We start from the raw sequence: 25985 nt of genomic DNA, 5'->3' as shown, positions 1-25985 counted from the left end.
ATGAAAACTAAAATATTGCTTATAATTATTTTTATTATTTCGATTGCCATAAAATCTTTTTCTCAAGAAGCATATCAAAAAAATATTTCTGAAGTTCTGGATGCAAAAGGAAAAATTAAAAAAGGAACGCAAGGAAATTTTTCCGTTAACGGTTATAGTATCAGTTCAGATAAAGGTCAGTTAGTTTTTTCTCCAGATGCTATAGAAGGAGTATGGAGTGCGTTCGGAAGCGGTGTAGGAAATCCCGTGGGTGAAATTGTCATATGCGTGGCAATTTCAGGAAATGACATTTATGCAGGAGGATTTTTTGATTCTGCAGGCGGAGTTCCTGCAAACAATATTGCAAAATGGAACGGAACAAGCTGGGAGCCATTAGGAACAGGCACAAACAGTATTGTCAGGGCAATTGCTATATCAGGAAATAATGTATATGCCGGCGGGGAATTTACCATTGCAGGAGGTGTCTCTGCAAACAAAATCGCAAGATGGGACGGAACAAACTGGAATGCACTTGGCAGCGGATTGTTTGAGTCGTTTTCTGCAGCTGCTTATTGCATTACAATATTTGGAAATAATGTTTTTGTAGGTGGGATATTTACTCACGCAGGTGGAAATCTTGTAAATCACATAGCAAGATGGGATGGAGCAAACTGGCATCCGATAGGAAACGGCTTGGGAGCTTTTGTTTATGCTATTGCAGTTGAAAATAATTTCAGCATTTTTGCCGGAGGTGCATTTACAACACCTTATAATTACATAGCAAGATGGGACGGAATAAATTGGAATAACATGAATGGTGGAATGAGCGGGGCTGTAAGTACTTTGATGCTTTCCGGCGGTAATCTTTATGCCGGGGGACAATTTGCAACAGCAGGCGGTGTGCTTGTAAATAATGTTGCGCGATGGAACGGAATAAACTGGAATGCAATCGGTTCAGGTTTGACGTTTCAGTTTTCCCAGGGTAATGTAATTTCTTTAACACAGTGCGGCAGCACGCTTTATGCGGGAGGGAGTTTTGATGTCAGCGGTGGATTTATGGATGACAAAATCGCAAAGTGGGATGGAACAAATTGGACTGAAATTGGAACCGAAATTAATAATGCTCCTGAGTTTACTACAATTTACCAGATAACTGCTGTGGGAAATAATTTAATTGCAAACGGCACATTTAAGTGGGCGGGAGCAACTGTAGTTAATAATATTTGTCAATGGACTGATACCTCTCTGAGCTCTGCGCCTGCTGTCGGAGGAACATTGCCATCAGGTTTTGGCTTTGTAAGTTTTAATAATACAACCGATACTACAGGAACAAGCATAATGATAAGTCCGGGATTTGGTTCTGGGTTTGTGAATGTTGCAAAATATTCCGATTCGCCGATTGACCCTCCGGTTTTTACATCCCGGTCGCTGCACGTGAGTGATTACAGATGGATAATTACGCAGACAGGTCTTGCCGTTCCTTTTACAGGGAAAATAAGATTTAAGATTTCGGAAATTCCTAATAATGGAATTACTCAGCCCGATTCTGTGAAAGTTTATTCAAGACCAACAGTAGGAAGCGGAACATTCACAGAATTGCCGACTGTGTACTGGTCGGGCTCGGGAGAAATAGAGGCGGACATAACAAGCTTCAGCGAATTTATTTTTGTATCTAATGTTGATCCGCTGCCTGTTGAGTTAGCATCTTTCACTTCATTTGTCAATAAAAATAATGTTACGTTGGACTGGTCAACTGTGAGTGAATTAAATAATAGCGGTTTTAATATAGAAAGACGTGAAATATCAATTGCGAATGATGAATGGAAGAACGTTTGTTTTGTTTCAGGCAATGGAACAAGTTCGGAAATTAGAAACTATAACTATACTGATAGGGGATTAAGTTCAGGAAAATATAATTACAGGTTAAAGCAAGTAGATTACAACGGCAACTTTGAGTATTTTGATTTATCTAATGAAGTTATTATAGAGGTGCCTGGAAAGTTTGAGTTGAGCCAGAATTATCCGAATCCTTTTAATCCCGTAACGAAAATAAGTTTTGAAATTCCTGATAATGTGAACGGTCAAATGTCAAATGTGAAGCTGATGATTTATAATGTTACGGGAAAGTTAATTGCTGAATTGGTTAACAAAGAGTTAAGTGCAGGATACCATACAGTTGAGTTCGATGCAAATGCATTGGCAAGCGGTGTTTATTTTTACAGATTAGATGCACAGAACGGAACTCAAAATTTTTCAATGACGAAGAAGATGGTTTTGTTGAAATAAGTTTCCCCCTTAGGAGGGGGATAAAGGGGGAGGATTTAATTTCCAAATGTCCTCCTCCTAAATCCTCCTCCAAAGGAGGACTTTTAAGGATGGTTTGCTGAAATAAAAAATAAATATGAATAAAATTCTTTTACCTGTTTTTGTTTTTATTATTTTTCTTTCCTTTAAATCCCAGGTGTCTGCTCAAGAGGCAAACATTTGGGATTTTTTTCAGGCGTATGAAGATTCTTCAGACAGAAGATTGCAAATTCTCAATGCAACTGATGGCAAGTACTACATGTTATATAATAAGCTTTTTGTGTTCACACGTAAGCATGACCTGAATCGCTTTCTTGATACGACGGGAATAGGCGGTCCTGTTAAATGGGATGGAACGGAAATTGATTTTAATGAAAATACTCTTGTGTTGTTTGCTTATCACGGAGTTGATTGCCACTCAAAGTTCAGATTTGGGTTTGGTGAGAATGATGATTTAAAAACATATTTCATCAGGGTAAAAATTTTCTACGGCGGATGCAGGGCAGGCGGACGTTATTATGAAAAATGGGCGCTCATTCCTAAGCTTCCTGAAGGATACGAAGTTAATATCTCAACAACCGTTATCGATGAGATACATAAAAAATATGAAACTTATATTGAAGATTAATTAATTTTGATGACAGCTCATGCAAGAGAACGATGACTTAAACATAATCACCTTATTATCATCAGTCTGAGTATCATCATTAAAGTATTTTACATTTTCTTTTGCATTTGCAATTCTATTTTCAAGGAACTCACGGTATTTCCACGTGTAATATGTCTTTGAAAGCTTTGCATTATTATAAATTTTTACTGCGGTTTCAACTTTTCCATCTTTCACAAGCGCATCGCCAAACGCCATAAAAAACCCCTCAAAGTTATGAGGCGCAATCCAGCCGTTCCAGCAGACACGCTTCTCACCGTTGGTAGTTTCTAATCGCATATAAGGAGTATAGTCAGGGTTTTGTCTGCTTACAGTTCCATCAACACATACATCAAGATTATCCCAGAACATCTGAATACCTTCAGGAAACCTTTCATTGCTTTTCGGAAGCTGGGTTAGCATATATCCCATCGTGAAATCATTGAACTCAGGCCAATCTCCGACAGCGTGATCAAGCGTGAAATATCCACGGACAGTTTCTTTTTCATCCTCATTTATAGAACCCTCAGTCATTTGCGCAACGCCGAGAAATCCTTCTATTCTCGGGTCAGTGGGATTGAGCATATAAGACTCTGCAAAAAATTTCTTTGCAATAGTTGCATTATAAATTATCGTCGCATTGTTTGTATCTTTTTGTTTTTGTCTTTCTGCAAGCTCCCACATATTCACGAATGCAATATGCGCGGCAATGATTGAGTTGCCGGGATTTTCGAGATATGCTGCTGTAAGTAGATTTTTCATTTTAGGAATGCTGTCATAATTACCTGCGTGAAAATTAAACCAGAAAAAATCTTCAGCCGTTTTCGAAAGGGGAGTTTCTTTATTGTTAAGTTGTTTTTCCGGAGTGGTCATCAAAGCAAAAAACTGACAGCCGACGAAAATTGTTGAAATAAAAAATGCAACAAGTAATGAGAGGATGATTTTTTTATTCATACTGTTTGTAAGAGTTAGAGTTGAATGAAAATACAAGATAATTATCAGAAAGGAACGGCGGAAATTTTAGAGAGGAGAGTGAAAACACTTCTGTCATTCCTGCGAAGGCAGGAATCCATATACGTTTCGTTGACCCTGAAACAAGTTCAGGGTGACATACGCGGATTCCCGCCTGCGTGGGAATGACTTCAACTAAAACACACCCCGTCACTTCGTGCCACCCCTCTCAAGAGGGGAATTATAAAAAGGGATTCTTCTGACGACAAGTCGGCATCAGAATGACACGAAATGGAGCAAAAATTTTACATTATATTAATTTAATTTAGAATTGAATGTTTTTAATTATTCTTTTAATTTTAAGCTGTTAAATCATGATTTAATAATGGATAACATTAAAACAACTTCACACACAATTTTTCCACCGGCAGGAAGCTGGAATAACGAAGTGAATGAAAAATCACATTCAATATTTCCTCCTGCAGGCAGCTGGGATTCAGCGAGCGAGAAATCACATTCAATCTTTCCACCGGCAGGTAGCTGGAATAATGCAAGTGAGAAATCACATTCAATATTCCCTCCGGCAGGCAGCTGGGACTGTGCGAATGAGAAATCACACTCAATTTTTCCGCCGGCTGGTTCGTGGAAGTAATTGTTAAAACATTCTTTTTTAAAAAGCCCCTGGATTAATTTTAATTCAAGGGCTTTTTAGCTTCACTTTGAAAATCAATTTTTATAAAAAAGAGATTCTTCGTCGTTTCACTCCTCAGAATGACACGACGGAATTTAATACATAAGTATGGACAGAAAAGATTTAATTAAGCTTAAATGCGATTTGCTGATTGACGGTCTTAGATTAAAAGACCTTCGCGCTGATTTGGTTAAAGAAAAGGGCTGGGAGCAAGACAGAGCAAACAAGTTTTTGCCTGCCGAGCTTAAGCTTCCGCAGGAAGTTCACGTGCAGATAAGAGAAAACAACGAAGCAAATTTCAGACTTCGCGTTATCAACGATGCGCTTGCAGTTCAGGATAGAGTCGGCAATATAGTTTGCTTTGCAGATTTTATCGGTTTGCCTCCGTTTGCAAGAAAGATTACTAAAGACGGCCGTTTGTTCAGCGACATAGTTGTATATAACGGAACGTGTAATTTGAATTTTACATGGAATTATTTCTGTGATTATTTCAGAACCGACATGGCTTGCCGTTTCTGCAACTTAACTCCGTCACAGGATTTTTATCCCGAAGAAAATATTACTAATGCTTATAAGAACGCAAGACAGATTGTCGATGTAATAGAAGAAGCAAAGAAATATCATCCTGACCCTAAGTCGATTTTAACACGCGGGACTCCTGCAGATAAAAGCGGACTTGGAGGAACGATTCAGATTCTCGAGGAGATTTCAAACAGATTTCCATTCGACGGACATAATAACCGCACAAAGATTTTATTCACGATTTCACCTACAAAAAATATTACTGACGTAAAAGCTTTATATGACCATGGAATGCACTCAGTATCATTTAATTTTGAGGTGTTCGATAAAGGTTACTGGAAGGCAATCGTTCCGGGAAAAGATGCATATATTGGAAGAGAATTATGGGAACAGTCATTAATTGAAGCTGTGAAATATTTCGGCGAAGGCAGAGTCTTTTCTGCAATGATCGCCGGGCTTGAACCGAAAAGAACATTGCTCGAAGGTGTGAACTGGTGTGCTGACAGGGGAATCATCCCGATTGTCGTGCCGTTTTCTCCGGAGACAGGAAGCCAATTCGAAGGTTTCAGACCTCCGACTTATAAATGGATGATGGATACCAAGCTTGAGATTGCTGATGTTATTTTAAAGAAGCTTCCGTTCATGGGAACAGAAGAATATTGGCAGAACGATGCCCCGATTTGCGCAGAGTGTTTCACAGGTGGATTTTTATTTGACATAGTAAAAGAAAACGCAGGACTTACGAATTATCACGCAGGATGCCATTTGTCACAAGTACCAATCGTTAAAGAAGAAAAAGTAACAGCAGAGAATTAGAATGACTTTAGACCAGGCGATAAAATTAAAGACAGAGCTTTTAATAGACGGATTGAAAATCACCGATGAGGCGATGACATCTGTCGGACAGGGCGGACTTGAAAAAGTTTTCTGGGTTTTTGAAATGACACCGGTAACTCACAAAGGTTCAGGTGACGGTTCAAGACCTTTGCCGAACGATATGCTATTGCCTTATGATATTTATGCCGATGTGCGTTATAACCCCGAGTCTAAATATACCGTTCATAAAAGCGGCGATACTTTAATTTTGCTTAACGGCAAAGAAGAGCTTTGTGAAGTTAAATGGCCTGTCCGTCCGCATTTTTATGATATGAATACCAGAAGCGGTGAGTCGATGAAAAAAGTTGCTTCGCTGAGAGGCGACTGCGGCTTGCGTGTGTGTTTTGATAACGCTTGCAACTATTTTGCAAAAGATGAGCAATGCAAGTTCTGCAACATAGTTCCTGCAAGACAAAGAAACAGGCATCATGTCGTTACCCGCAAAGAAGCTGATGATATTTATGATGTTGTCGAGGAAGCAGTAATTAATAATCCTGTTTGCACACATCTTGCCATGACAGCAGGCGCAGCAAAAGATGATGGATTAGGAAATCTGCCGAACATACTTGAAAGAATAAAACCGCTTTTAAAAAATAAGAACTTTCCGATTGTTACTGCAATAACAGCAACACGAAACAAAGAAGAAACCGAATATCTTTGCAGTCTGGGAATAAGCTCGATTGCATTTAATCTTGAAATATGGAATGAGAAATTATTTCAGGAAATTTGTCCCGGAAAAACCCGAAGAGTCGGACGTGAGAGATGGATTCAATCATTATTCGAAGCAAGAGATTTGCTTAAACCTGCACGAGCATTGACTTCTTTCGTAGTCGGGCTTGAACCTGCGGAATCATTTTTAGAAGGAGTCGATTATTTATCCTCAAACGGTGTATTTCCGATAATGAGTCCGTTCATTCCTATGGTCGGAACCGCATACGAAGGAATGACACCACCCGATACCAACTGGATGTGGGACGTTCACGAACGCGCTACCGAAATCATTTACAAAAACCTTCCTGAAGCATTTTGTGATGAAATTTGGGATGGGGATATAGGCATCTGTCCAAGCTGTACTACCACCAAGCTATTCTTTGATTTTATGAGAAGGGTAGTCCCGAGAGATAATCCGAGACGAATTTTGTCTCAGGAAAGCGTTGAATCTTTTATTTAATCTTTGCTTCAATCTTCTTGCTGTAACTTCCTGAAATACATAACTCTTACCTTATCAGGTATTAAGTAAAATGTCTTTTGCCCATCAAGCTCGAAACCCTGCTCATTCATGAAGTTTGTGAAGTCGTCATACCCTGTATCGTCAACCGCGGAGTAATCCAGAATCATCCACAAGTTATTTAAGCTATCGGCATTCTTTGCTATAGAGTCTCTGACCGAATTAAGAGTATACCCCTGAATAGTGGGGACTGGCAGATCTGTATGTCCCTGCTTGTTTGCATATTCAATCATCCAGCCCATGTAATGCGGCTCTACAATAATTTGCTCGCCCGGATTGTATGTTTTTTCAATATAATCTATAATTCTCCGATAGTCATTATTTTTAAAATCGTTATCATAGTTAAGAAAAATTCCGTAAAGACTTGAAACGATTAATATTATTATAATAGTATATGTCAGATATTTCTTTTTCATTTTGAAATACAGACCAACTTTTGCAATGAGAATAAGAGGCACGAGGATGCTCAGGTATCGTGAGAGCAAAATGCTTTGTCTGAACGAAATAATCGTTGCTATGAGCAAAGGAACTAAAAACAGAAGCGAGATATAAAATAAATGTTTATCATTGCGGTCGTCCGATTTATAAAATTTTATCAGACGGTAAATAAAAAATAAAATTATGAAAACAGTCAGAGCAGTTACGGAATATATCACAAGATTGCTTTCATAAGCGGCGTAATAACTGAAAAACATTTCCCTGAAATAATCATAAACTCCGACTGTAACTTTCCAAATACCTTGCTGCGTGCGCCACGACTGACCTTTAGTTGTTTGAGCAATGAATACAGGTATCCACGGGAGAAAAAGCAATACAGCAATCCCGATTTTCCACAGAATTTTTTTGAAAAGTTCTTTTGGAATTACCTTCGAACGGTACTCAAACAATACAATAAGAAATTGCGTAAACACAATAAACGACGCAAAATAATGCGTGTATAAAGCAAGGAAAGTATAGAATACATAAAAGACAGAATACCTGGATTTATAATTATTAATCAAAAGAATGAAATAATAAATCGAGCCGAGACAGAGCAGAAGATTGAGATTCAACATCCGTGCTTCCTGAGAGTAATAAATATTCAGCGGTGAGACAGCATATAAAAATATAACAAGAAAGGTTTGTAATGAATCTTTAAAAATTAAATTGCAGATTTTATAAATGAAAACCAAACTCAGCATGCTGAAAACGACACTTAGAAATCTGATCGAGAAAATTGAATCGCCGAATATCATCATCCAGATTTTGAGAACTATATAATATAACGGAGGATGTATGTCGCCTGATGATAAAGCAATTACCTGAAAAAAACTTTCCTGAGCAATCTTCCACGAATAAACTTCATCAAACCATACATTTTTTTGTTCGATGTTGTATATGCGGATGACAAGAGTAATTAAGATTGAGAGAAGAATCAGTATCTTAAAAAGCTTCTGAGCCTTTTCGTCCGGAATGTTTTGAAGTTTTTGGTCGAGTTTATTTTGGATCTTATTCACCAATGAATTGCGCTATTATTCTTCGGGTTCGGGGTCTGTTATCGAAGTCAATGAAGACAACCTGCTGCCAGGTGCCGAGAAAAAATTCTCCTTTGTCAAAAGGAATTACAAAAGAAGTTTTGAACAATGCCGAGCGAATATGCGAATGCCCGTTGCCATCGCCCCAGGTATCGTTATGAAAATATTTTTCATATTTGGGAGCAATTTTTTCGAGAAAGTCAGGAATGTCTTTCAGCAAACCGGGCTCGTATTCAAGCGTTGTAATTCCGCCGGTCGAACCAATTGAAAACACCGTACAGTTTCCTTTCTGAAGCTTTGATTGGTTTAATAAATCAATGAGGTCATCTGTCAGGTTTATAATATCGTTATCACCCTTAGTTTTCTTAACTATTTCTTTATTAATGATTTTCATGTTAGTTGGGGACAGACAGGAATGTCTGTCCTACCCGTTATTTGCTAAATAATTTAATCCTTTTAAAACTAAGTTTAAATCTATTGCGTTATAAGAATTTTTCTTCAGATATTTTAAAATCGTTTTGCTCATTCCGCCCGTCAAAACAACAAATAAATCTTTATGTTTTTTCTTTAGCTCACTTGTAATATAATAAAACGTAAATATTTGCTGTGCAAAGACACCATTGATTATATTTTTATCAGTTGTGCTGGCAAGAAGTTTTTTATCGTATTTCAAATTTACTTTAGGCAGGCTGGTTTTTGAGAGAAGGGAAGAGAGTGCCGTGTTAAGCCCGGGCATAATCAATCCGCCTGCAAAGTTATTTCCTCTTAACAAGTTATATGTTGTTGCCGTTCCGAAATCGACAATAAGAATATTTTTCCTTTTTGGAAATTCAGCTCTTGTTCCGATTGTTGAACAGATTCTATCAGAGCCGAGATTACCTTTGTAATTAAATTTAATAGGAAGCTTCGAGTTTATGTTAATAAGTTTGGCACCGCTTCGTTTAATTACCTGATTAAATTCCGGCACGACATTTGAAACATAAATTTTTTCAGGGGAAGTCATTCCCGCGAAAGCGGGGGGCACCCTTTGGGTCATCCCATTATTTATTGATAATACCTTTTTGAAGATTGACCTAAATTTTTCTTTTTTATATTCTAAAGAAAATACTTTCCCAAGCTTGCCATTTTTTGACATGCAATATTTAATTCGTGAATTACCTATGTCGATTAAAAGATTCAATTAAAACTGTATTGGGATTCCCGCTTCCGCGGGAATGACTTCAAACAACCCCCTAACCCCCTTTACTAAGGGGGAATTATTTTGTTTCCCTTTACGTCTTTGTGCCTTTGCAGGCAGAACAAGTATAAACAAAAAAAGCGTAAATGATATTCAATCAGATACGCTTTTTTTAAAAAGTTTTATTTTATTTTAAGGATTCATGGGGAATTTAATTCCGCCGGTTACAACAAAACCGTCAATGTTCCCTTCGTCTTTAATGATAATTTTATACTTTGCATCAAAAATCAATGAATAGCTCGGAGAAATTGTGAGCAGCTCTATTCCGCCGCCGACATCTATGCTGAGCTTTGTGATTGATTCAGATCTATTATTCGGAGGAACGTTTAAGGTCAAAAAATTCAAACCTAAACCGCCATCAATATACGGTTCAATCTGAACTGATTTGAATCTCATTCTTGCAATTGCAGCCAACTCAAAATTCGTCATATCATTAACTTTCCAGTAATTCGCCTGCGGAACAAAAGAAAAATCTGTTAATCTAACCTCCGCAAACAATCCAAGTGCTATACCTGTTCCTTTTTCTATATTGGCGAACCCAACATTTACTCCCAAAGATGTTTTTGCAGTTGCGGGATTAACAAGCATAAGCTTTTTGTTGCTGTTTAAATCCAATTTTTTGTTAAGAACAGAATTAAGATAAGAAGTCTGTTCTTGTGAATCGTTTTTAAGGGAATTTAAGTTTTGTGAAAATGCGTTTGAAGTGAATAATAAAGCTAAAACGATGATGAAAGAAATGGTTGTTTTTTTCACTTAGTTATTTTTTAAAGTTAATTAATTTAAGTTTGATAAATCAATTTTTCTTATTTCGTCTCTCAGCGTAGCAGCTTTTTCGTAATCTTCCTTCGCGATAGCTTCGTCAAGTTCGCCTTTGAGCTTTCTTAATTTTCTTTCCTTTGGAGATTCGTTGATTGTTTCCTCTGAACTGCTTTCTGCATACTCAGAAACATTTTCAATTTTTCCAATTTCCTGATTTTCATTTTCCGGCACAAACCCTATTTCGTCCATAATCGATGAAGAAATAAAAATCGGCGCTGAAAATTTTAATGCGAGAGCAATGGCATCGGAAGGACGCGCATCCATTTCATCAAGAGATGAAGCATCGAACTTTATCTTTGCGTAGAATGTCGAATCCTTAAGCTCGTTTATTATGACGCTCGTTACATTGAAGCCGAGAGCTTCAATTATATTTTTTGTAAGGTCGTGTGTAAGCGGTCTTGGGGGTTTAATGCCCTCAAGTTCGAATGCAATTGCCTGAGCTTCGGAATGCCCGATAATAATCGGAATTCTTCTATCGCCGCTAACTTCTTTTAAAATTATAGCATATCCGCCGCCCTGCAATGAAGAGGAAAGTGATAAACCATATATGTCAACTTGTATTATGTCGTTATTATCCATATAAACTTTTACTTCTTAAATATTTTTACACAGTTAAAAATAAATTGTTTCATTAATTAAATCAAATTAGAAACAATTGTTTAAATACTTGTTATATTGTTACCCTGAACTTGTTTCAGGGTCAACGAAACGTTGATGGATTCCTGCCTTCGCAGGAATGACAAGTATATTAACAATGGAATTTTATACTTCGTTTCATAAAAAAATCTTAGTGAGCTAGGACTTTCTTTAATTCTTCATTTAGCGCAGGGAGAATTTCAAAACAATCTCCGACAATACCGTAATCGGCAATCTGAAAAATCGGAGCATCTTTATCTTTGTTTATTGCAACTATGCATTTTGAAGAAGACATTCCTGCAAGATGCTGAATAGCTCCGCTGATACCGCAGGCAATATAAAGAGAAGGGGAGACAGTTTTTCCCGTTTGTCCGACCTGCTCGCCGTGAGGTCTCCATCCTGCATCAACTACTGCACGTGAAGCACCCGTTGCGCCTCCGACTGTTTTTGCAAGCTCTTCGATTAGATGGAAGTTCTCAGGTCCGCGCAATCCGCGTCCGCCTGATACTATAATGTCAGCTTCCGCAACGTCAAGCTTTTCGGAAGAAACTTTAATTTCTTTAACCGTAGTTTTAAAATCTTTATCCGAAATTCCGAGCGAACCAATATCAACTTTTGCAATTTCTGCCTGAGCATCGCTTGCTTTATGGGCTTTGAAAACATTCGGTCTGAGAGTAATCAAAACATTAGGGGAATTGAATTTTAATGTTACATAGGATTTTCCGGCAATAACCGGACGTTTAGCAATAATATTTTCACCATCAACTTTTATGTCAACGCAATCAGGACATACTGCGGATTCAGTTTGCACCGCAATTCTCGGAGCAATGTCCTTGCCAAGTGATGTAGCCGATAAAACGATTATGTTACAGTTATTATTCTTTGCATACGCACTCACTACTTTTCCAAATGCAGTTTGTGAGTATATAAATCCGCCTGCAGGCGCTTTCGAATCAAGCTCATCATTGTTCACAAAATTTACTTTTGTTGCTCCGTAAGTTCCGAGATTCTTTGTATCTTCTTCTGCAGCTGCGTTTCCGATTGCAAGAACTTCAAACTCGCATTTAAGCTCTTCTGAAAGCTTCTTTGCTTCGGTGATTACTTCAAATGCAGAGTTTCTGAATTTATTTTCCTTTGCTTCAACAAAGGCAAGTATTTTATTAGACATTCTTTCTTTATTTTACTATTCTATTTTGAGAATTAATTTTAAAGTATCTATGGTTCTGTCAAAGGTCAAATGTGAAATGTCAAACGTGAGACGTAAAATGTAAAAACCTGACCACATATTAACACAAATTTTCACAAATTAATTTTTTTAGTAATTATTAATTGCACATTACTAATCACTAATTGTTATATTACCTTGGCCTCTTCTCTTAATAATCTTACTAATTCAGGTACCTGGTCAGCGCCGCCTTCGAGAATTTTTCCTTTTCCTTTTGCGGCAGGTAAAGCCATTTCAAGAATTTCAGTTTTGTTGCCGGTATAAGTCGGCTTTGCTTCTTCAATCGGTTTTGATTTTGAAGCCATGATACTTTTCAAGTTCGGGTAACGAGGATTGTTAATTCCCTTTTGTGTTCCGATTATGATTGGCATTGATGACTCAACAATCTCGATACCGCCTTCGATTTCACGCTCGGCAGTAACTTTTGTGCCGCTGATTTCAAGCTTTACTACAACGTTAATGGCAGGCAAATCAAGCATTTCACCAACCATGTTGGGAATAAGCATTCCGTCGAAGTCTATGGATTGCTTTCCGAATAATACAATGTCAGGATTTTTAGACTTAATTACATCGGCAAGGTTTCTTGCAACTGTATAAGAATCGAAATTTTCCGTATCAGACTTAATCAAAATGCCTTTATCTCCGCCCATCTGGAAAGCTTTTTTGATGGCTTCCTTCGATTTATCGGTACCAAAACTTATGACAGTAACTTCTCCTCCGTTTTTCTCTTTTAACTGAACGGCTTCTTCTACTGCAAACTCATCGTATGGATTGATGATGAAACTAACTCCGGTTTGGTCGATTGATTTGTTATCGGGGGCGATTTTGACTTTGGTTGTGCTGTCGGGGACTAAAGAAACACAGACAATTATGTTCATTAATTAGCTTTGAATTATATAATATTCAAAAATACTTTTATCGTGCGGGAAAATCAATTCAATTGCGAGTGAAAAGGCAAAAAGCAAAAGGCAAAAAAATATTATTCATTTCTAAATTTTTGCTTTTTTACTTTTGCCTTTTCATTTAAAACCACCTTTAATCTTTGTAATAAAATGCTTATATTTGTATATAAATCGCGGGGTGGAGCAGTTGGTAGCTCGTCGGGCTCATAACCCGAAGGTCGAAGGTTCGAGTCCTTCTCCCGCTACGAGATGTAATGAAAAAACCCGAAGTTGAATAAGCATCGGGTTTTTGTTTTATATAAATAAAAATATATAATACTTACTAGGATTCCCGCGTGACCCAAAGGGTTCCCCGCGGGAATGACTTCTGAAGCTTAAAAATATTTTCTTATTCCGGCGTAAAACTTAAACGAAGATAATCGTAACGGATATTTGTCATCAACTATTATGGGATTTGAAAGTCCGTTATAGTTATAATCAAGCCCGACGGTTATGCCGATTGTTGGCGCAACGTTCATAGTAGCGTCAACCTTACCATTTATGCCAACGACCACAGATTTATATTGAAATCTCGGACCGTTATCTTTTTTAGATATTAATACCGAACCGCTTAAGCCAAGCTTAAGACTTGCAAAAATCAAATCATTCATGTTTAACTGCAAAAAATCATATAAAGCAACCAATGATAAATAACCGTTGTTGATTTCATAAGTCTGTCCTCTGTCTGTCATAGTAAATTTATTATCATAATAATATAACCCTCCGACAAGATAGGGAATCTTTACAGATACGCCGCCGAATAAAGCGCTTTTGGTTGTGATACCGAAATTGTTAGCAATGCTGTCTCTGTTAGCAATAGAAACTTCAGTATTGCCGGTTCCTATTTCAAATGAAATGTATTGTATTAATTTAAGATTTTGTGAATACGAGGGTAAGTTAAATAATAAAACTAAAAAAACTGCAAGAAAGTAGATTTTTGATTTCATTGGTTTTAGCTTTAATGAAAATGATTAATAAAATGACTTAATATAAACGTAAAATCAATATCAATAAAATTTAGAAATTTTAGAAATTTTAAGTAATGATTAAACCGAATGCTAAATTCATTGTCATATTATAAATTTCTAATAATTAAAGGAAAAATTAATGAAAGTATTAAAATTATTTTTTGTGGCTTTTACTCTACTTTTTGCGTTTACATCAATTTCAATGGCGCAGAATGATGACAGTAATAAACCAATGAAGCTTAAGAAAACCCCGGAACAATATGCCGAAAAAAAGGCATCAAAAATGAAAGACAAATTAGGTCTTTCAGATACGCAGTATAAACAGGTATATGATATTTTTTATCAGGCAGCTTTGGACAGACAGACAAGGATGAATTCAGGTGAAAAACCATCGAAGGAACAAAGACAGCAATATATGAAAGATATTAACTCAAGAATTGAAAGCGTTTTAACTGCCGAACAGCTTGAGCAATGGAATAAACATAAACAGGATCATAAAGGAAAGCATAAAGAAAAAGGCAAGCATAAAGAAAAACGCAAAAACAAGACTCAAGGCGAGATGAAAGAACTCAGAAAAGAGCCGCTGCCTGAAAAATAAATTTAACTCCAATATCTAATATAAATAGACAGTGCAATTATGACTGTTTATTGAAAAAGACCCGGTGCAAGCCGGGTTTTTTATTTTTGGGAAATTCCTTTACAATTTCTTAACAATAACACAAAATCGAATTTCATATTTTTGTATTAAGCACTTAACACAAACTTAATAATAAAATATGAAATTAATTTATGTTGTTTTACTGTCAGCTCTTCTGATGGTTTCTTGCGGGAAAAAAAATCAGGGAACAGATGGAGGAACTACTTTAATTAACGGAGCGGGGGCAACATTTCCTTATCCTTTGTATTCAAAATGGTTTTTTGAATATCATAAGTTAAATCCTAATGCAACCATAAATTACCAGTCAATCGGAAGCGGAGGCGGAGTAAGACAGATTACCGAAGGAACAGTTGACTTTGGTGCTTCAGACAGCCCGATGTCTGATGCTGAAATGAAAAAAGCAAATGATGCAAATGGAAATAACAATATTATGAACATTCCAACCGTAATCGGCTCTGTAGTATTGACATATAATATTCCTGAAGTAAAGCAAAACATTAACCTTACACAAAAAGCAATCGTAGATATATTTTCAGGCAAAATAAAAAAATGGAATGATCCTGAAATTGCAAACGCAAATCCCGGTGTTACTCTTCCCGATAAAGAAATAATAGTGTGTTACAGGACAGACGGAAGCGGAACAACATATGTATTCACCGATTTTCTTTCCAAAGCAAGTGAAGAATGGAAAGCCCAGCATGGAACTGCAAAAGATGTGAGGTTTCCGGTTGGTCAGGGCGGAAAAGGAAATGAAGGCGTAACAGGACTTGTGAAACAGCTTGCATATTCAATCGGATATGTTGAGTATGTTTATGCAATTCAGAATAAACTTAACTATGCAAACGTGCAGAATCCCGGCGGTGAGTTTGTTACTCCTTCTCTCGAAAGCCTGACCAAAGCCGCTGAAGTTTCTGTTGCACAGATGCCTGATGATTTAAGACAGTCGATTACAAATGCAAACGGCGCTGGCGCTTATCCGATTTCAAGTTATACTTATATTTTGATTTTCCAAAATCAAAAAGACCAGATGAAAGGCAAGATTTTAAAAGAATTCCTTAACTGGGCGGTAACTTCGGGACAGCAAATGGCTGTTGATTTAGGTTATGCTCCATTACCATCTTCCGTGGTTGAAAAAACACAGGGGAAGATTAAAACGATTAATTTTAACGGTCAGCCGTTATAAGAATTTATATTTAAAATTCTGAGTAGCCGAAAGCTTTAGCTTTCGTTATTTTTAAACGAACCCTAAAGAGTTCGGCTACTGTTATACAATTATCATTAAATTCTATAAAGCTTCTGGAAACTCCTGAAAAAATAATTAGAAGCAAAAAAAATCTTTCCGATATTATCTTCGAGAATATCACGCTTCTTTTTGCCTGCATCGTAATTTTCTTACTCCTTGACATCATATATGAAATGTTTCTGCATTCTGTCCTCTCGAGAGAAGCGTTCGGATTTGGTTTTATTTTTTCATCCGACTGGGACCCTGTCAAAGACAAGTTTGGCGCGTTAGCTTTTATATATGGAACCGTTGTTTCGTCTCTCATAGCATTGATAATTGCTTTGCCTGTAAGTATCGGTGTTGCAATTTTTTTATCGGAGCTTGCACCAAAATCAATAAGAACAGTATTCAGTTTTTTAATTGAAATTCTTGCCGCAATTCCAAGTATTATTTTTGGGTTCTGGGGATTGTATGTACTTGTTCCATATATGCGGGAATCGGTACAGCCGTTTCTTAATTCTATATTGGGATGGATTCCGCTTTTTACAGGGACAAACATTGGAACGGGAATGTTCACAGCAGGAGTGATTCTTGCAATTATGATTATTCCAATCATCAGCGCAATATCGCGTGATGTTATACGCGCAATTCCGACTGCTCAGCGAGAAGCAGCCTATGCGCTCGGAGCTACAAGGTGGGAAGCAATAAGAATGGCGCTGTTGAATGCAAAGAGCGGAATACTCGGCGCAACAGTTCTCGGCTTCGGAAGAGCGGTCGGTGAGACAATGGCAGTAACAATGGTAATCGGAAACCGGGCTGAAATCAGTCTGGGTTTATTTAACTCTGCGTATTCAATGGCTTCGGTTATTGCAAATGAATTTGCTGAGGCAAGCCAAGCATTGCATATCAGCGCATTGATTGAAGTTGGCTTGATATTGTTTGTCGTTACTTTCATAATAAATTCACTTGCAAGACTTTTAATTTACAGCGTTACAAGAAAATACGAAACAAGATAATGGCTGAAAAAGATTTATTAGAAAAAAATAAATATCTCAGATACAGAAAAACGAAGAGCAATCTTATTTTAATTCTTTGTGTGCTGATGGCTATAATTACGATTGTTCCTTTGCTCTATATTTTCTTTTACACGACTGCATCAGGATTTAAATTTTTATCACTGGACTTCATTACGGAAATGCCAAAGCCGGTCGGTGAAACCGGCGGAGGAATGTATAATGCCATCGTGGGAACGTTAATATTAATCGGAATTTCATCTGTGATTGGAATACCAATCGGGATACTTGCAGGTATCTATGTCGCGGAATATTCCGGCGGACTTTTTTCTAACATAATAAAATTTGTTACAGATGTTCTCAGCGGTATTCCGTCAATTGTCATAGGAATATTTGCATATACGATTGTCGTAATGCCGATGGGAGGATTTTCAGCGCTCTCGGGAGGAATTGCATTAGGAATTATTATGATTCCAACAGTGATACGAATTACGGAAGAAATGCTGAAGCTTGTTCCGCAATCGATAAGAGAAGCATCTCTTGCGCTGGGAATTTCAAGATGGAAAACCACGCTTAACATTGTTCTAAAAACAGCGATGTCGGGAATTATTACAGGCATTCTTCTTGCAATTGCCAGAATAGCGGGGGAGACTGCTCCGCTTTTGTTCACGGCATTCGGTAATCAATTTTTTAGCACATCGCTTGATGAGCCGATTGCATCATTGCCGATACAAATTTATAATTATGCAAAATCACCTTATACGGACTGGCACGAACAGGCATGGGCAGGAGCATTGATTTTGATTTTGCTTGTTTTTGTCATAAATCTAATTGTAAGATTTTTCACAAAAAGTAAGTTTACAAATTCATAAAAAATGTCTGCTGAGATTATAAAAGAAGAAGAAGAAAAGGAAATTATCGAAGAGCCGCAGGTTGAAACCGAGCCGGAAGGAAAACCTGACAGTAAATTTTCTGTTATAACCGAAAATTTATCGGTTTACTTCAATGAAACTCCTGCGATAAAAGATATTAACATCAAGATAAGACAAAAATCGGTTACGGCAATCATTGGTCCTTCCGGATGCGGGAAGTCAACCTTTCTCCGGTCATTAAATATGATGCATGAGCTTAATCCGAAAGCGAGAATGACAGGAACGATAAAAATTAACGGAAAAATTATAACCGATTACAATACCATTGACCTCAGAAAAAAAGTCGGAATGCTTTTTCAAAAACCGAACCCTTTTCCGACTATGTCCATATATGACAATGTAATTTCAGGAATAAAATATACAAACGGAAAATCAAAAAGTTTTTATGACGAGCGTGTCGAAAAATGTCTGGTGCTTGCAGGGTTATGGAATGAAGTAAAAGACAGGTTAAAAGTTTCTGCAATGACTTTGTCAGGAGGACAACAGCAAAGATTGTGCATAGCAAGAAGCATTGCGGTAAATCCGGATATTATTTTAATGGATGAACCTACAAGTGCGCTTGACCCGATGTCAACCCTGAAGGTTGAAGAATTAATCTATAAGATGAAGAATGATTATACCATAATTATTGTTACACATAATATGCAGCAGGCCGCACGTGTGAGCGACCATACTGCATTCTTTTTTATGGGTAAATTGGTTGAGTATTCTAAGACACGAACCATATTTACGAATCCAAAAGAAAAATTAACTGAAGAATACGTTACAGGAAAATTCGGATAATAAAAAATACATATTGATTTTATTTTTATTTTGGTATCTTGTAAGTTAGTGTAAATATGGAATTAACAACAGAAAACATATACGAATCGAAAGAAAGTCACGAAGGAAATCATAAAAATGATAACGGCGGTAAATTATTTTCATTTATTACTCCCGTAATTTTAGCTCTATTTTTATTTTCAGGATTCATTTCAAACAACAAAGAACAAGTTCATATAGCAAAAAATGATGGTTTTTATGAACTTGGTTCAAAAAAGAAAAATGACGGCAAGATTAATCTCTTGTCCGCATCGGATATAAATTCTCCAATAAAAGATACGGTTTATACAGATAAAGACATGTGGCTTGAAGTCAGAGTAGACAAGCAATATGTTTATGAGCACTGGCGTGATGGAAGAGTGGTTGCTTTTCCCATTTCATCCGGTAATAAATTCATACATGAAGCTGTAGAAGCGAGACCCGGATTATTTGCCATTTTTTATAGGAATGAGCATCATAAATCAACACAATTCAGTGATGCATCGTTGTATCATTTTCAGACATTTAATCAGGGAATTGGTTTTCACGCATTGGATGGAACAGGATATTACGGAAATCTTGGCGTAAGACCATCATCACACGGATGCATTAGAATGCGTCATGAAGATGCGAGACAACTATATAAAGACGCTGAGATGGGGACTTTGGTTATCGCTCACAACGGTGATATATCAAAAAGAACCGTCGGGTTTGCTCCAAAAGGTTATAAGCAGGAAAAGGAATATACCAAAGAAGAATATAAAGAAATGCTTGCAAAGAATTTATATAATGTTCTGCACGGAAATTATTTCACGGAAGAAAGAGAATTTTTTGTAGTTGACCCTAAGGCAATTCCGCCGTGGGGTGTATATAACGGCTATGATGCGGAACTTCCCAAGAGACAAAAATCTCCCCAGCATATTTATAATTTCAAGCAGGAAAGTGACAGAATGGCAGGAGATAATGTTTCAGTCAGTGAAGAAAATATATATGACTCTGAAACTGCAATGAGTGAATTTAATCTGGATGAAGCAGTCATAAATGAAAATGAAGTTAAAAATTTAAAAAGCCCTGTAGTTGATGTAACATCAAAAGAAACTTTGATAAAAAAATATTATCATAATCCGATTGGAATTCTTCCATATTACGGTCCTAAAAAATAATTAATCGAATAAATATCTGATGACAAAATTAATTGCTTTATATAAAACACCTGAAGACAAAGAAAGCTTTGACAGACAATATTTTGAAGAGCATGTTCCGCTTGTAAATAAAATGCCGGGCTTGCGAAAAACTGAAATCAGCCGTCTTAAAAGTTTGGGAGATGTAAAATATTATTTGCAGGCAGTAATGTATTTCGATGATATGGATGCTTTGAATGCTGCTATGGCTTCACCTGAGGGAAAAGCATCGGCAAAGCAATTAATGTCATTTGCCAAGGATTTGGTGATTATGTACATAGGTGAGGATGTTACAAAAAGTTAATATTTAGACGATATTTAGAATATATAAATATCATATTTTTTTCTATATTACAGCAATTAGGAACAAAAATACCTAAAAAAAGTTTACAAGGAAAACACCCGGAGTGAGGATGGGTGGAAGGAGAAAAAAGATGTCCAAAACAACTACACAGGATACAGATTTTTCAAAAGCCCCGATTGACGGAATAGAGCTTTTGAATATGCCTTACGGCGCTCCAGACCTTAAAAAAGTATTGCAAAAGTATACTTTGCGGGGTTTAATCATTGCGGTTTTGTTGTTTATTCTTGTAACGGGAGGAACATTAGCATATAATGTTATTTCCGCAAGCGGCAAAGCAACCGAAGAAGTAGTTCAAAGAACACCGATAATGCTTGAAGACCTTGAAGTCCCACCGGCAGCAGATGAGGAGCAAGAACCTCCTCCGCCTGATATGGAGATACCTCCGACAGTCGTAGCGCTTAAAGACCTTGAAGCAATGCAAATTGAACCGGTAAAAAAAGAGCTTTCTGAAATCTCAACAATTAAAGAACAGAAACAGCTTGAAGAAATAACTCAGCCGGTTTCAAAAGAAGGTGTCGAGAACGCTCCTAAAGTTAATTATACAGGTCCTATCGGTATCAAAGAAAAAACCGTTGAGAAACAAATAGAGAAGAAAGAAGAAAAAGTAGTTCAAAAGAAAGATATTTATCAGCAGTTTGAAGTTGAAAAAGCTCCGAGTCCTGTAAATTTAGGTGCAGTGAGAAGCTCAATGAGATATCCTGAAATAGCAAGAAGTCAGGGAACAGAAGGAAGAGTAACAGTAAAGGTTCTTGTTGGTACCGATGGCTCCATAATAAAAGTCGGCGGGATGAGCGGACCTGATGTATTCCATGATGAAGTAAGAGATAAAGTTGGCAATCTCCAGTTTACTCCTGCATTGCAGAACGGACAGCCGGTAAAATGCTGGGTAAGCGTACCGTTTAGCTTCACTCTCAGCAAAAAGTTTAAGAAAGACGACGAAGACAACGAGTAATTTCTTAACTTAGTAAAATTGTGAATGCCACTTTTGATGTATTTCGGAAGTGGCATATTTTTTATGTATGAATGCAACGATAATAATAAATATTCTAACGAGCGTAATTGTATTTGCGGTCGGATTATTGATAGCTTTCGGAGTTATAACTCCGTCAATGGAGATGTCAACAAGAATGATTTTCGGAATTTTGTTTATGGCTTACGGTATATACAGGTTTGTTAATGTTCAGACTAAAATTAAAATTATGAAAATGCAGGAACGCAGTGAAAAAATGAGACAGGAAACAGAAGAATTAATAAAGAATGCGAAGAAATAAATTTTTACATATTAGTTTTTTGTTTTTGATTGCTTTAGGATTTAGTTCGTGTGACTTCAGCCAGATTAAATCAAAGGCAACAACAGGAACTGCAATAATTGGTGCTGACGATAATCTTGAGCCGCTTGTGAAAGCTGCAACCGATGAATTTATGAGAATAAATCAGGGCTCAAAAATTGAAGCGCATTACGGTCCGACAAATGAAATTGTTGCCGAGCTTATCAATTCACAAATAAGAACTGCAATTGTACCGAGAAATTTTAACCCGGATGAAAGAGATATTTTAAATCAACATAAGATTGAAGTAGATTCATACAAAGTTGCCGTTGACGGGATTGCATTTATTGTTAATCCGAAAAATCCTGTAAGACGCTTGACATCTGATGAAATTAAGAAAATTTTTACAGGTGAACTTACTTTATGGACGCAGATAAAATCGAATGTCGAAGGTCAGGACGCAGAAGTAAAATCAGCAATGAAAGGAAATGATGATAAAATAAAATTATTCATACAAAGACCTCATTCGGTAACGTACGGTTATGTTAAAGACACGGTATTAAACGGAATGGATTACGCAAAGACATCTACAATGTGTTCTACAAGCGCACAGATGATGCAGGAAATCAGAAATAATGTAAATGCAATCGGTATCTCTAATTCAAGCTGGCTTTCAGTCGGGAAGCAGGATACGCTTGATTCCACAGTTGTTCCTGTGAGAATATCAAGAATTTACCCGAATGGTTTTCAGGCAGATTATATACAATTTCATCAGGGTTTGGTCTATAACGGAACGTATCCTTATGTAAGAAATGTTTGGTTATTAACAACAGAAAAAGATATTAACGTGGCAACAGGATTTATAACATTTTTATTATCAACTGCAGGACAGCAGATTGTTTTAAAATATGGCTTGGTACCCGTTACTCAGCCGGTTAGAACTATACAATTAAATTAATTTATTCATATAACATGAAAAGAAGATTAATCATATCGCTCATTTTATTTTTTATTTTCAGTGTGAATCTAATGGCTCAGGATAACCTGCAAAAAGGTATCGATGCAGTCAAAAGAGGTGATTATGTAGCAGCAGTAAATTTGCTTAAAACCGTTGCCCCGGGCAATTCAGGTTATGAAGCAAATTATTATTATGGTAAAGCTCTTATGGAAACAGGTTCGCTGAAAGAAGCGGAACAGTATCTTAATAAAGCATTACAAAAAGATGATGAAGGCGTTGATGCAATGACTGCTTTGGGAGAATTATATACAAAGAGAAAAGAATATGCGAAGGCATATGCTATTTATAAAAGGGGAGTTAAAGCAGACCCTGAAAACGTTCCCGTACTGCTTGCATGGGGAAGAACTTATTCAATTGCAGGAAACATTGATTCGGCAATTTTTATGCTGACTAAAGCAACTTCAATAAGCAAAGACAATCCTGCAGTTTATGTTGCTTTGGGTGATGCCTATTATTACAGAAGGGCATACCCTGCCGCAATTGATAACTATATCAGAGCTTTGAGTTTGAAAAGCAACCTTGCAGCAGCCGAATATGGCTTGGGCAATGTTTATTACCGTCAGATGTTAGCAGAAAATGATGCAACGGGAAAACTCAATCTTGATTTGTTTGCAAAAGCAGCTTCGCAATATGACAAAGCAATCAGGTCTGATGCCAATTTTGCAGATGCATATTTTAGTCTTGGCAGACTTTATTATTTTAATGCTGATTACGACAAAGCAGCTTCAAACTTCCAGAAATATGCTGCTTTGAAACCTGGAACTAACGAAGGTAACGCATATTATTCGAGAACGCTTTATGCGCAGAAAAAATATGACGAAGCTATAGCAATATTAAATGACATGCTTGCAAAAAATCCGAATGATGAAATTGCAAATAAATATAAATCATTTATTATAATTGACAGGCAGGTAACAAGTGATAGTCCTGATCCTACAGCTTTGCAGGAAGCAATTACGCTTTTCAACAAAGTTCCGGTCGAATATCTTGATAAGGAAGATTATGTAAAAGTTGCAGAAGCTTATGTTGCATTGAAGAACCCAACCAGTTCTTATGACTATTATACCAAAGCAATTAATATCGACAGCACCGACAGTGATAAAAATGAATTTCTTGCTATAGCAATTTCACAGCTTAATAATAAAGATTATGAGAATGCGATGACGAATCTTGCTAATGCTGAGAAGTTCGGAGCTGACGATTACAGAATTGCATATTACAGAGGTTACATAAATTTTGACCAGAAGAAGTTTCCTGAGGCAATCACGGAATTTCAAAAATCGATTGTGTTAAATGAAAATGCAATCTCTCCGCAATTATTGCTGGCATATTCTTATGCGCAGATGAATCAGAAAGAAGATGCAATTCGCGAATTCAAGAAGGTATTAGTGTTAGATCCTGATAATACTGACGCAATAGAAGCTTTAAAAGTTCTTGAAAGCTCTGCACCACAGGGATAAAAGTTAAATGAAATAACAAAAAGGGGCGTATGCCCCTTTTTCTTTTTATAAAAAAATCAACAGAAGTCATTCCTGCGAAAGCAGGAATCCCCAACTTAGGGGGATTCTTCACTTCGTTCAGAATGACACAAGAAATTTAAATTTAATTTTTAATGGGAAAAGAAATACAATACATAGAAAAAAATAAAGACAGATATTTAAACGAGCTGAAGGAATTTTTAAAAATTCCTTCAATCAGCACAAATCCTGAAAACAAAAATGATGTCCGCAAATGCGCTGAGTTTGTAAAAGATAAAATGATAAATGCAGGTCTTGAGAACGTTAAAATTTATGAGACAAAAGGTCATCCTGTTGTTTATGGACAATGGCTTAAAGCAGGAGCTGATAAGCCGACGCTTTTGATATACGGGCATTATGACGTTCAGCCTGTTGACCCTGTTGACTTGTGGACAAATCCGCCTTTTGAACCTGTGATAAAAGGCAATAAAATTTATGCACGCGGTGCAACCGATGACAAAGGTCAGGCATATATGTATTTAAAAAGCATAGAAGCATTTATGAAAAATGACGGTAAAGTGCCGGTGAATGTAAAAGTAATAATTGAAGGTGAAGAAGAAATCGGAAGCGAAAACCTTGAGCCGTTTTTGCAGGAATACAAAGAAATGTTAAAATGTGATTATGTTGTAGTTTCAGATACTGCAATGTATGACGAAGGAATGCCTGCCATAACTTACGGCTTGCGTGGATTATCATATAATGAAGTTCTCGTTACGGGACCTAACAGAGATTTGCATTCAGGCTCATTTGGCGGAACAGTTGAGAATCCTGCAAATGCCCTTGCTAACATGATTGCAAAATTAAAGGATGATAAGGGAAGAATTTTGATTCCCGGATTTTATGATGATGTGAGAAAACTTTCCGATAAAGAGCGTGAAGAATTTAAAAAGCTTCCCTATGATGAGAAGAAATACAAAGGAGATTTGGAAGTGGATGAACTTTTTGGAGAAGAAGGGTATATAACTGAAGAACGCAGAACTGCAAGACCGACTCTCGATGTGAACGGTATATGGGGTGGATTTCAAGGAGAAGGTGCAAAAACAGTTTTACCTTCAAAAGCAGGCGCAAAGATTTCAATGAGACTTGTTCCAGACCAAAACCCTAATAAAATCGATAAAGCATTTGCAGATTATATTAAAAAGATTGCTCCGAAATCTGTTAAGGTAGAAGTAAAATCATTGCACAACGCAAAGCCGGCAATTACTTCAATCGAAAGCGAAGCAGTGAAATGCGCAGTTACAGCATTGAAGAAAGCATACGGCAGGGAACCGCTGTTTACGCGTGAAGGTGGTTCTATTCCGATTGTAAATACATTCAAAGAAATACTCGGTTCTGATACAATTTTACTTGGTTTCGGGCTGCATACTGAAAATGCTCATTCTCCTGACGAGCATTTTGATTTAAATAACTTTTATAAGGGAATTGAGAGTATTACGTATTTCCTTGAAGAACTTGGCAAAACTAAGTAATTTTA

General features: G+C 36.9%; 27 protein-coding genes and 1 tRNA gene. 19 read left to right on the top strand and 9 right to left on the bottom strand.

The features are described from left to right. Positions 1–2265 (top strand): T9SS type A sorting domain-containing protein, encoded by a 2265-nt coding sequence (locus VHP32_09150; protein HEX2788058.1) that lies wholly within the window; start codon positions 1–3, stop codon positions 2263–2265. A gap of 115 nt (positions 2266–2380) precedes the next feature. Continuing rightward, entirely contained in the window at positions 2381–2911 is a 531-nt protein-coding gene (locus VHP32_09145; GenBank protein HEX2788057.1) for a hypothetical protein, read from the top strand. Here VHP32_09145 and VHP32_09140 read toward each other — a convergent pair whose 3' ends face one another. Continuing rightward, positions 2912–3883 (bottom strand): hypothetical protein, encoded by a 972-nt coding sequence (locus tag VHP32_09140; GenBank protein HEX2788056.1) that lies wholly within the window; start codon positions 3881–3883, stop codon positions 2912–2914. 24 nt (positions 3884–3907) lie between these two features. Here VHP32_09140 and VHP32_09135 point away from each other — a divergent pair, with 24 nt between their 5' ends. The 4 genes from VHP32_09135 to VHP32_09120 all read left to right on the top strand — a co-directional run bounded on the left by VHP32_09135 (position 3908) and on the right by VHP32_09120 (position 7140). Further along, on the top strand, positions 3908–4069 hold the full coding sequence (locus VHP32_09135; protein HEX2788055.1) for a hypothetical protein: 162 nt from the start codon (positions 3908–3910) through the stop codon (positions 4067–4069). A gap of 196 nt (positions 4070–4265) precedes the next feature. Then, positions 4266–4532 (top strand): hypothetical protein, encoded by a 267-nt coding sequence (locus tag VHP32_09130; GenBank protein ID HEX2788054.1) that lies wholly within the window; start codon positions 4266–4268, stop codon positions 4530–4532. Between the two features lie 147 nt (positions 4533–4679). Beyond that, positions 4680–5909, top strand: coding sequence for a radical SAM protein (locus VHP32_09125; GenBank protein HEX2788053.1), 1230 nt, complete (start codon positions 4680–4682; stop codon positions 5907–5909). Position 5910: 1 nt separating this feature from the next. After that, the gene (locus VHP32_09120; GenBank protein ID HEX2788052.1) at positions 5911–7140 is read left to right on the top strand and encodes a radical SAM protein; all 1230 of its coding nucleotides are present in this window, start codon (positions 5911–5913) and stop codon (positions 7138–7140) included. Positions 7141–7148: 8 nt separating this feature from the next. On the opposite strand, the gene VHP32_09115 is transcribed toward VHP32_09120, so the two are convergent. The 7 genes from VHP32_09115 to VHP32_09085 all read right to left on the bottom strand — a co-directional run bounded on the left by VHP32_09115 (position 7149) and on the right by VHP32_09085 (position 13506). After that, positions 7149–8693 (bottom strand): glycosyltransferase family 39 protein, encoded by a 1545-nt coding sequence (locus tag VHP32_09115; GenBank protein HEX2788051.1) that lies wholly within the window; start codon positions 8691–8693, stop codon positions 7149–7151. After that, the gene (locus VHP32_09110; protein HEX2788050.1) at positions 8686–9105 is read right to left on the bottom strand and encodes a secondary thiamine-phosphate synthase enzyme YjbQ; all 420 of its coding nucleotides are present in this window, start codon (positions 9103–9105) and stop codon (positions 8686–8688) included. The genes VHP32_09115 and VHP32_09110 overlap by 8 nt, the downstream gene beginning before the upstream one ends. A 30-nt stretch (positions 9106–9135) precedes the next feature. Then, positions 9136–9891 (bottom strand): type III pantothenate kinase, encoded by a 756-nt coding sequence (locus tag VHP32_09105; protein ID HEX2788049.1) that lies wholly within the window; start codon positions 9889–9891, stop codon positions 9136–9138. A 189-nt stretch (positions 9892–10080) separates the two neighbouring features. Further along, positions 10081–10701 (bottom strand): hypothetical protein, encoded by a 621-nt coding sequence (locus VHP32_09100; GenBank protein ID HEX2788048.1) that lies wholly within the window; start codon positions 10699–10701, stop codon positions 10081–10083. Positions 10702–10722: 21 nt separating this feature from the next. Beyond that, positions 10723–11346 (bottom strand): bifunctional nuclease family protein, encoded by a 624-nt coding sequence (locus tag VHP32_09095; protein HEX2788047.1) that lies wholly within the window; start codon positions 11344–11346, stop codon positions 10723–10725. Positions 11347–11554: 208 nt separating this feature from the next. Further along, a complete protein-coding gene (locus VHP32_09090) occupies positions 11555–12571 on the bottom strand; it encodes an electron transfer flavoprotein subunit alpha/FixB family protein (protein ID HEX2788046.1) in 1017 nt (338 codons plus the stop codon). Positions 12572–12756: 185 nt separating this feature from the next. Beyond that, positions 12757–13506: an electron transfer flavoprotein subunit beta/FixA family protein gene (locus VHP32_09085; protein ID HEX2788045.1), complete on the bottom strand. Its 750-nt coding sequence runs from the start codon at positions 13504–13506 to the stop codon at positions 12757–12759. Positions 13507–13702: 196 nt separating this feature from the next. Between VHP32_09085 and VHP32_09080 the strand changes: the two genes are divergently transcribed. Next, positions 13703–13775 (top strand) — tRNA-Met (locus VHP32_09080). Positions 13776–13904: 129 nt separating this feature from the next. On the opposite strand, the gene VHP32_09075 is transcribed toward VHP32_09080, so the two are convergent. Further along, complete coding sequence (locus VHP32_09075) at positions 13905–14516, bottom strand: hypothetical protein (GenBank protein HEX2788044.1); 612 nt, start codon at positions 14514–14516, stop codon at positions 13905–13907. A 160-nt stretch (positions 14517–14676) separates the two neighbouring features. On the opposite strand from VHP32_09075, the gene VHP32_09070 reads away from it, so the two are divergent. The 12 genes from VHP32_09070 (at position 14677) to VHP32_09015 (ending at position 25980) form a co-directional block, all read left to right on the top strand. Then, positions 14677–15135 carry a hypothetical protein gene (locus VHP32_09070; protein HEX2788043.1) on the top strand — a complete coding sequence of 153 codons (459 nt, stop codon included), beginning with the start codon at positions 14677–14679 and terminating at the stop codon, positions 15133–15135. Positions 15136–15313: 178 nt separating this feature from the next. Beyond that, positions 15314–16378, top strand: a complete 1065-nt coding sequence (gene pstS / locus VHP32_09065) for a phosphate ABC transporter substrate-binding protein PstS (GenBank protein ID HEX2788042.1) — start codon at positions 15314–15316, stop codon at positions 16376–16378. Positions 16379–16425: 47 nt separating this feature from the next. After that, entirely contained in the window at positions 16426–17433 is a 1008-nt protein-coding gene (gene pstC, locus VHP32_09060) for a phosphate ABC transporter permease subunit PstC (protein ID HEX2788041.1), read from the top strand. Next, positions 17433–18302: a phosphate ABC transporter permease PstA gene (gene pstA, locus VHP32_09055; protein HEX2788040.1), complete on the top strand. Its 870-nt coding sequence runs from the start codon at positions 17433–17435 to the stop codon at positions 18300–18302. The genes pstC and pstA overlap by 1 nt, the downstream gene beginning before the upstream one ends. Positions 18303–18305: 3 nt before the next feature. Continuing rightward, positions 18306–19145, top strand: a complete 840-nt coding sequence (gene pstB / locus VHP32_09050) for a phosphate ABC transporter ATP-binding protein PstB (GenBank protein ID HEX2788039.1) — start codon at positions 18306–18308, stop codon at positions 19143–19145. Positions 19146–19201: 56 nt separating this feature from the next. Further along, on the top strand, positions 19202–20326 hold the full coding sequence (locus tag VHP32_09045) for a L,D-transpeptidase (GenBank protein HEX2788038.1): 1125 nt from the start codon (positions 19202–19204) through the stop codon (positions 20324–20326). Positions 20327–20345: 19 nt separating this feature from the next. Beyond that, positions 20346–20648 carry an EthD family reductase gene (locus VHP32_09040; protein HEX2788037.1) on the top strand — a complete coding sequence of 101 codons (303 nt, stop codon included), beginning with the start codon at positions 20346–20348 and terminating at the stop codon, positions 20646–20648. Between the two features lie 130 nt (positions 20649–20778). Next, the gene (locus VHP32_09035) at positions 20779–21660 is read left to right on the top strand and encodes an energy transducer TonB (GenBank protein ID HEX2788036.1); all 882 of its coding nucleotides are present in this window, start codon (positions 20779–20781) and stop codon (positions 21658–21660) included. A gap of 49 nt (positions 21661–21709) precedes the next feature. Continuing rightward, on the top strand, positions 21710–21979 hold the full coding sequence (locus tag VHP32_09030; protein HEX2788035.1) for a hypothetical protein: 270 nt from the start codon (positions 21710–21712) through the stop codon (positions 21977–21979). Further along, the gene (locus VHP32_09025) at positions 21966–22934 is read left to right on the top strand and encodes a substrate-binding domain-containing protein (protein HEX2788034.1); all 969 of its coding nucleotides are present in this window, start codon (positions 21966–21968) and stop codon (positions 22932–22934) included. Before VHP32_09030 ends, VHP32_09025 begins: the two co-directional genes overlap by 14 nt. 14 nt (positions 22935–22948) lie before the next feature. After that, positions 22949–24454, top strand: a complete 1506-nt coding sequence (locus VHP32_09020) for a tetratricopeptide repeat protein (protein ID HEX2788033.1) — start codon at positions 22949–22951, stop codon at positions 24452–24454. 152 nt (positions 24455–24606) lie between these two features. Further along, a complete protein-coding gene (locus VHP32_09015) occupies positions 24607–25980 on the top strand; it encodes a dipeptidase (GenBank protein ID HEX2788032.1) in 1374 nt (457 codons plus the stop codon). Positions 25981–25985: the final 5 nt, after the last annotated feature.

Source organism: Ignavibacteria bacterium (assembly GCA_036262055.1).
GTDB lineage: Bacteria > Bacteroidota > Ignavibacteria > Tepidaquicellales > Tepidaquicellaceae > DATAJP01.
Note: the sequence above shows the minus strand (reverse complement) of the source record. Positions and strands in the feature narration are given on the sequence as shown.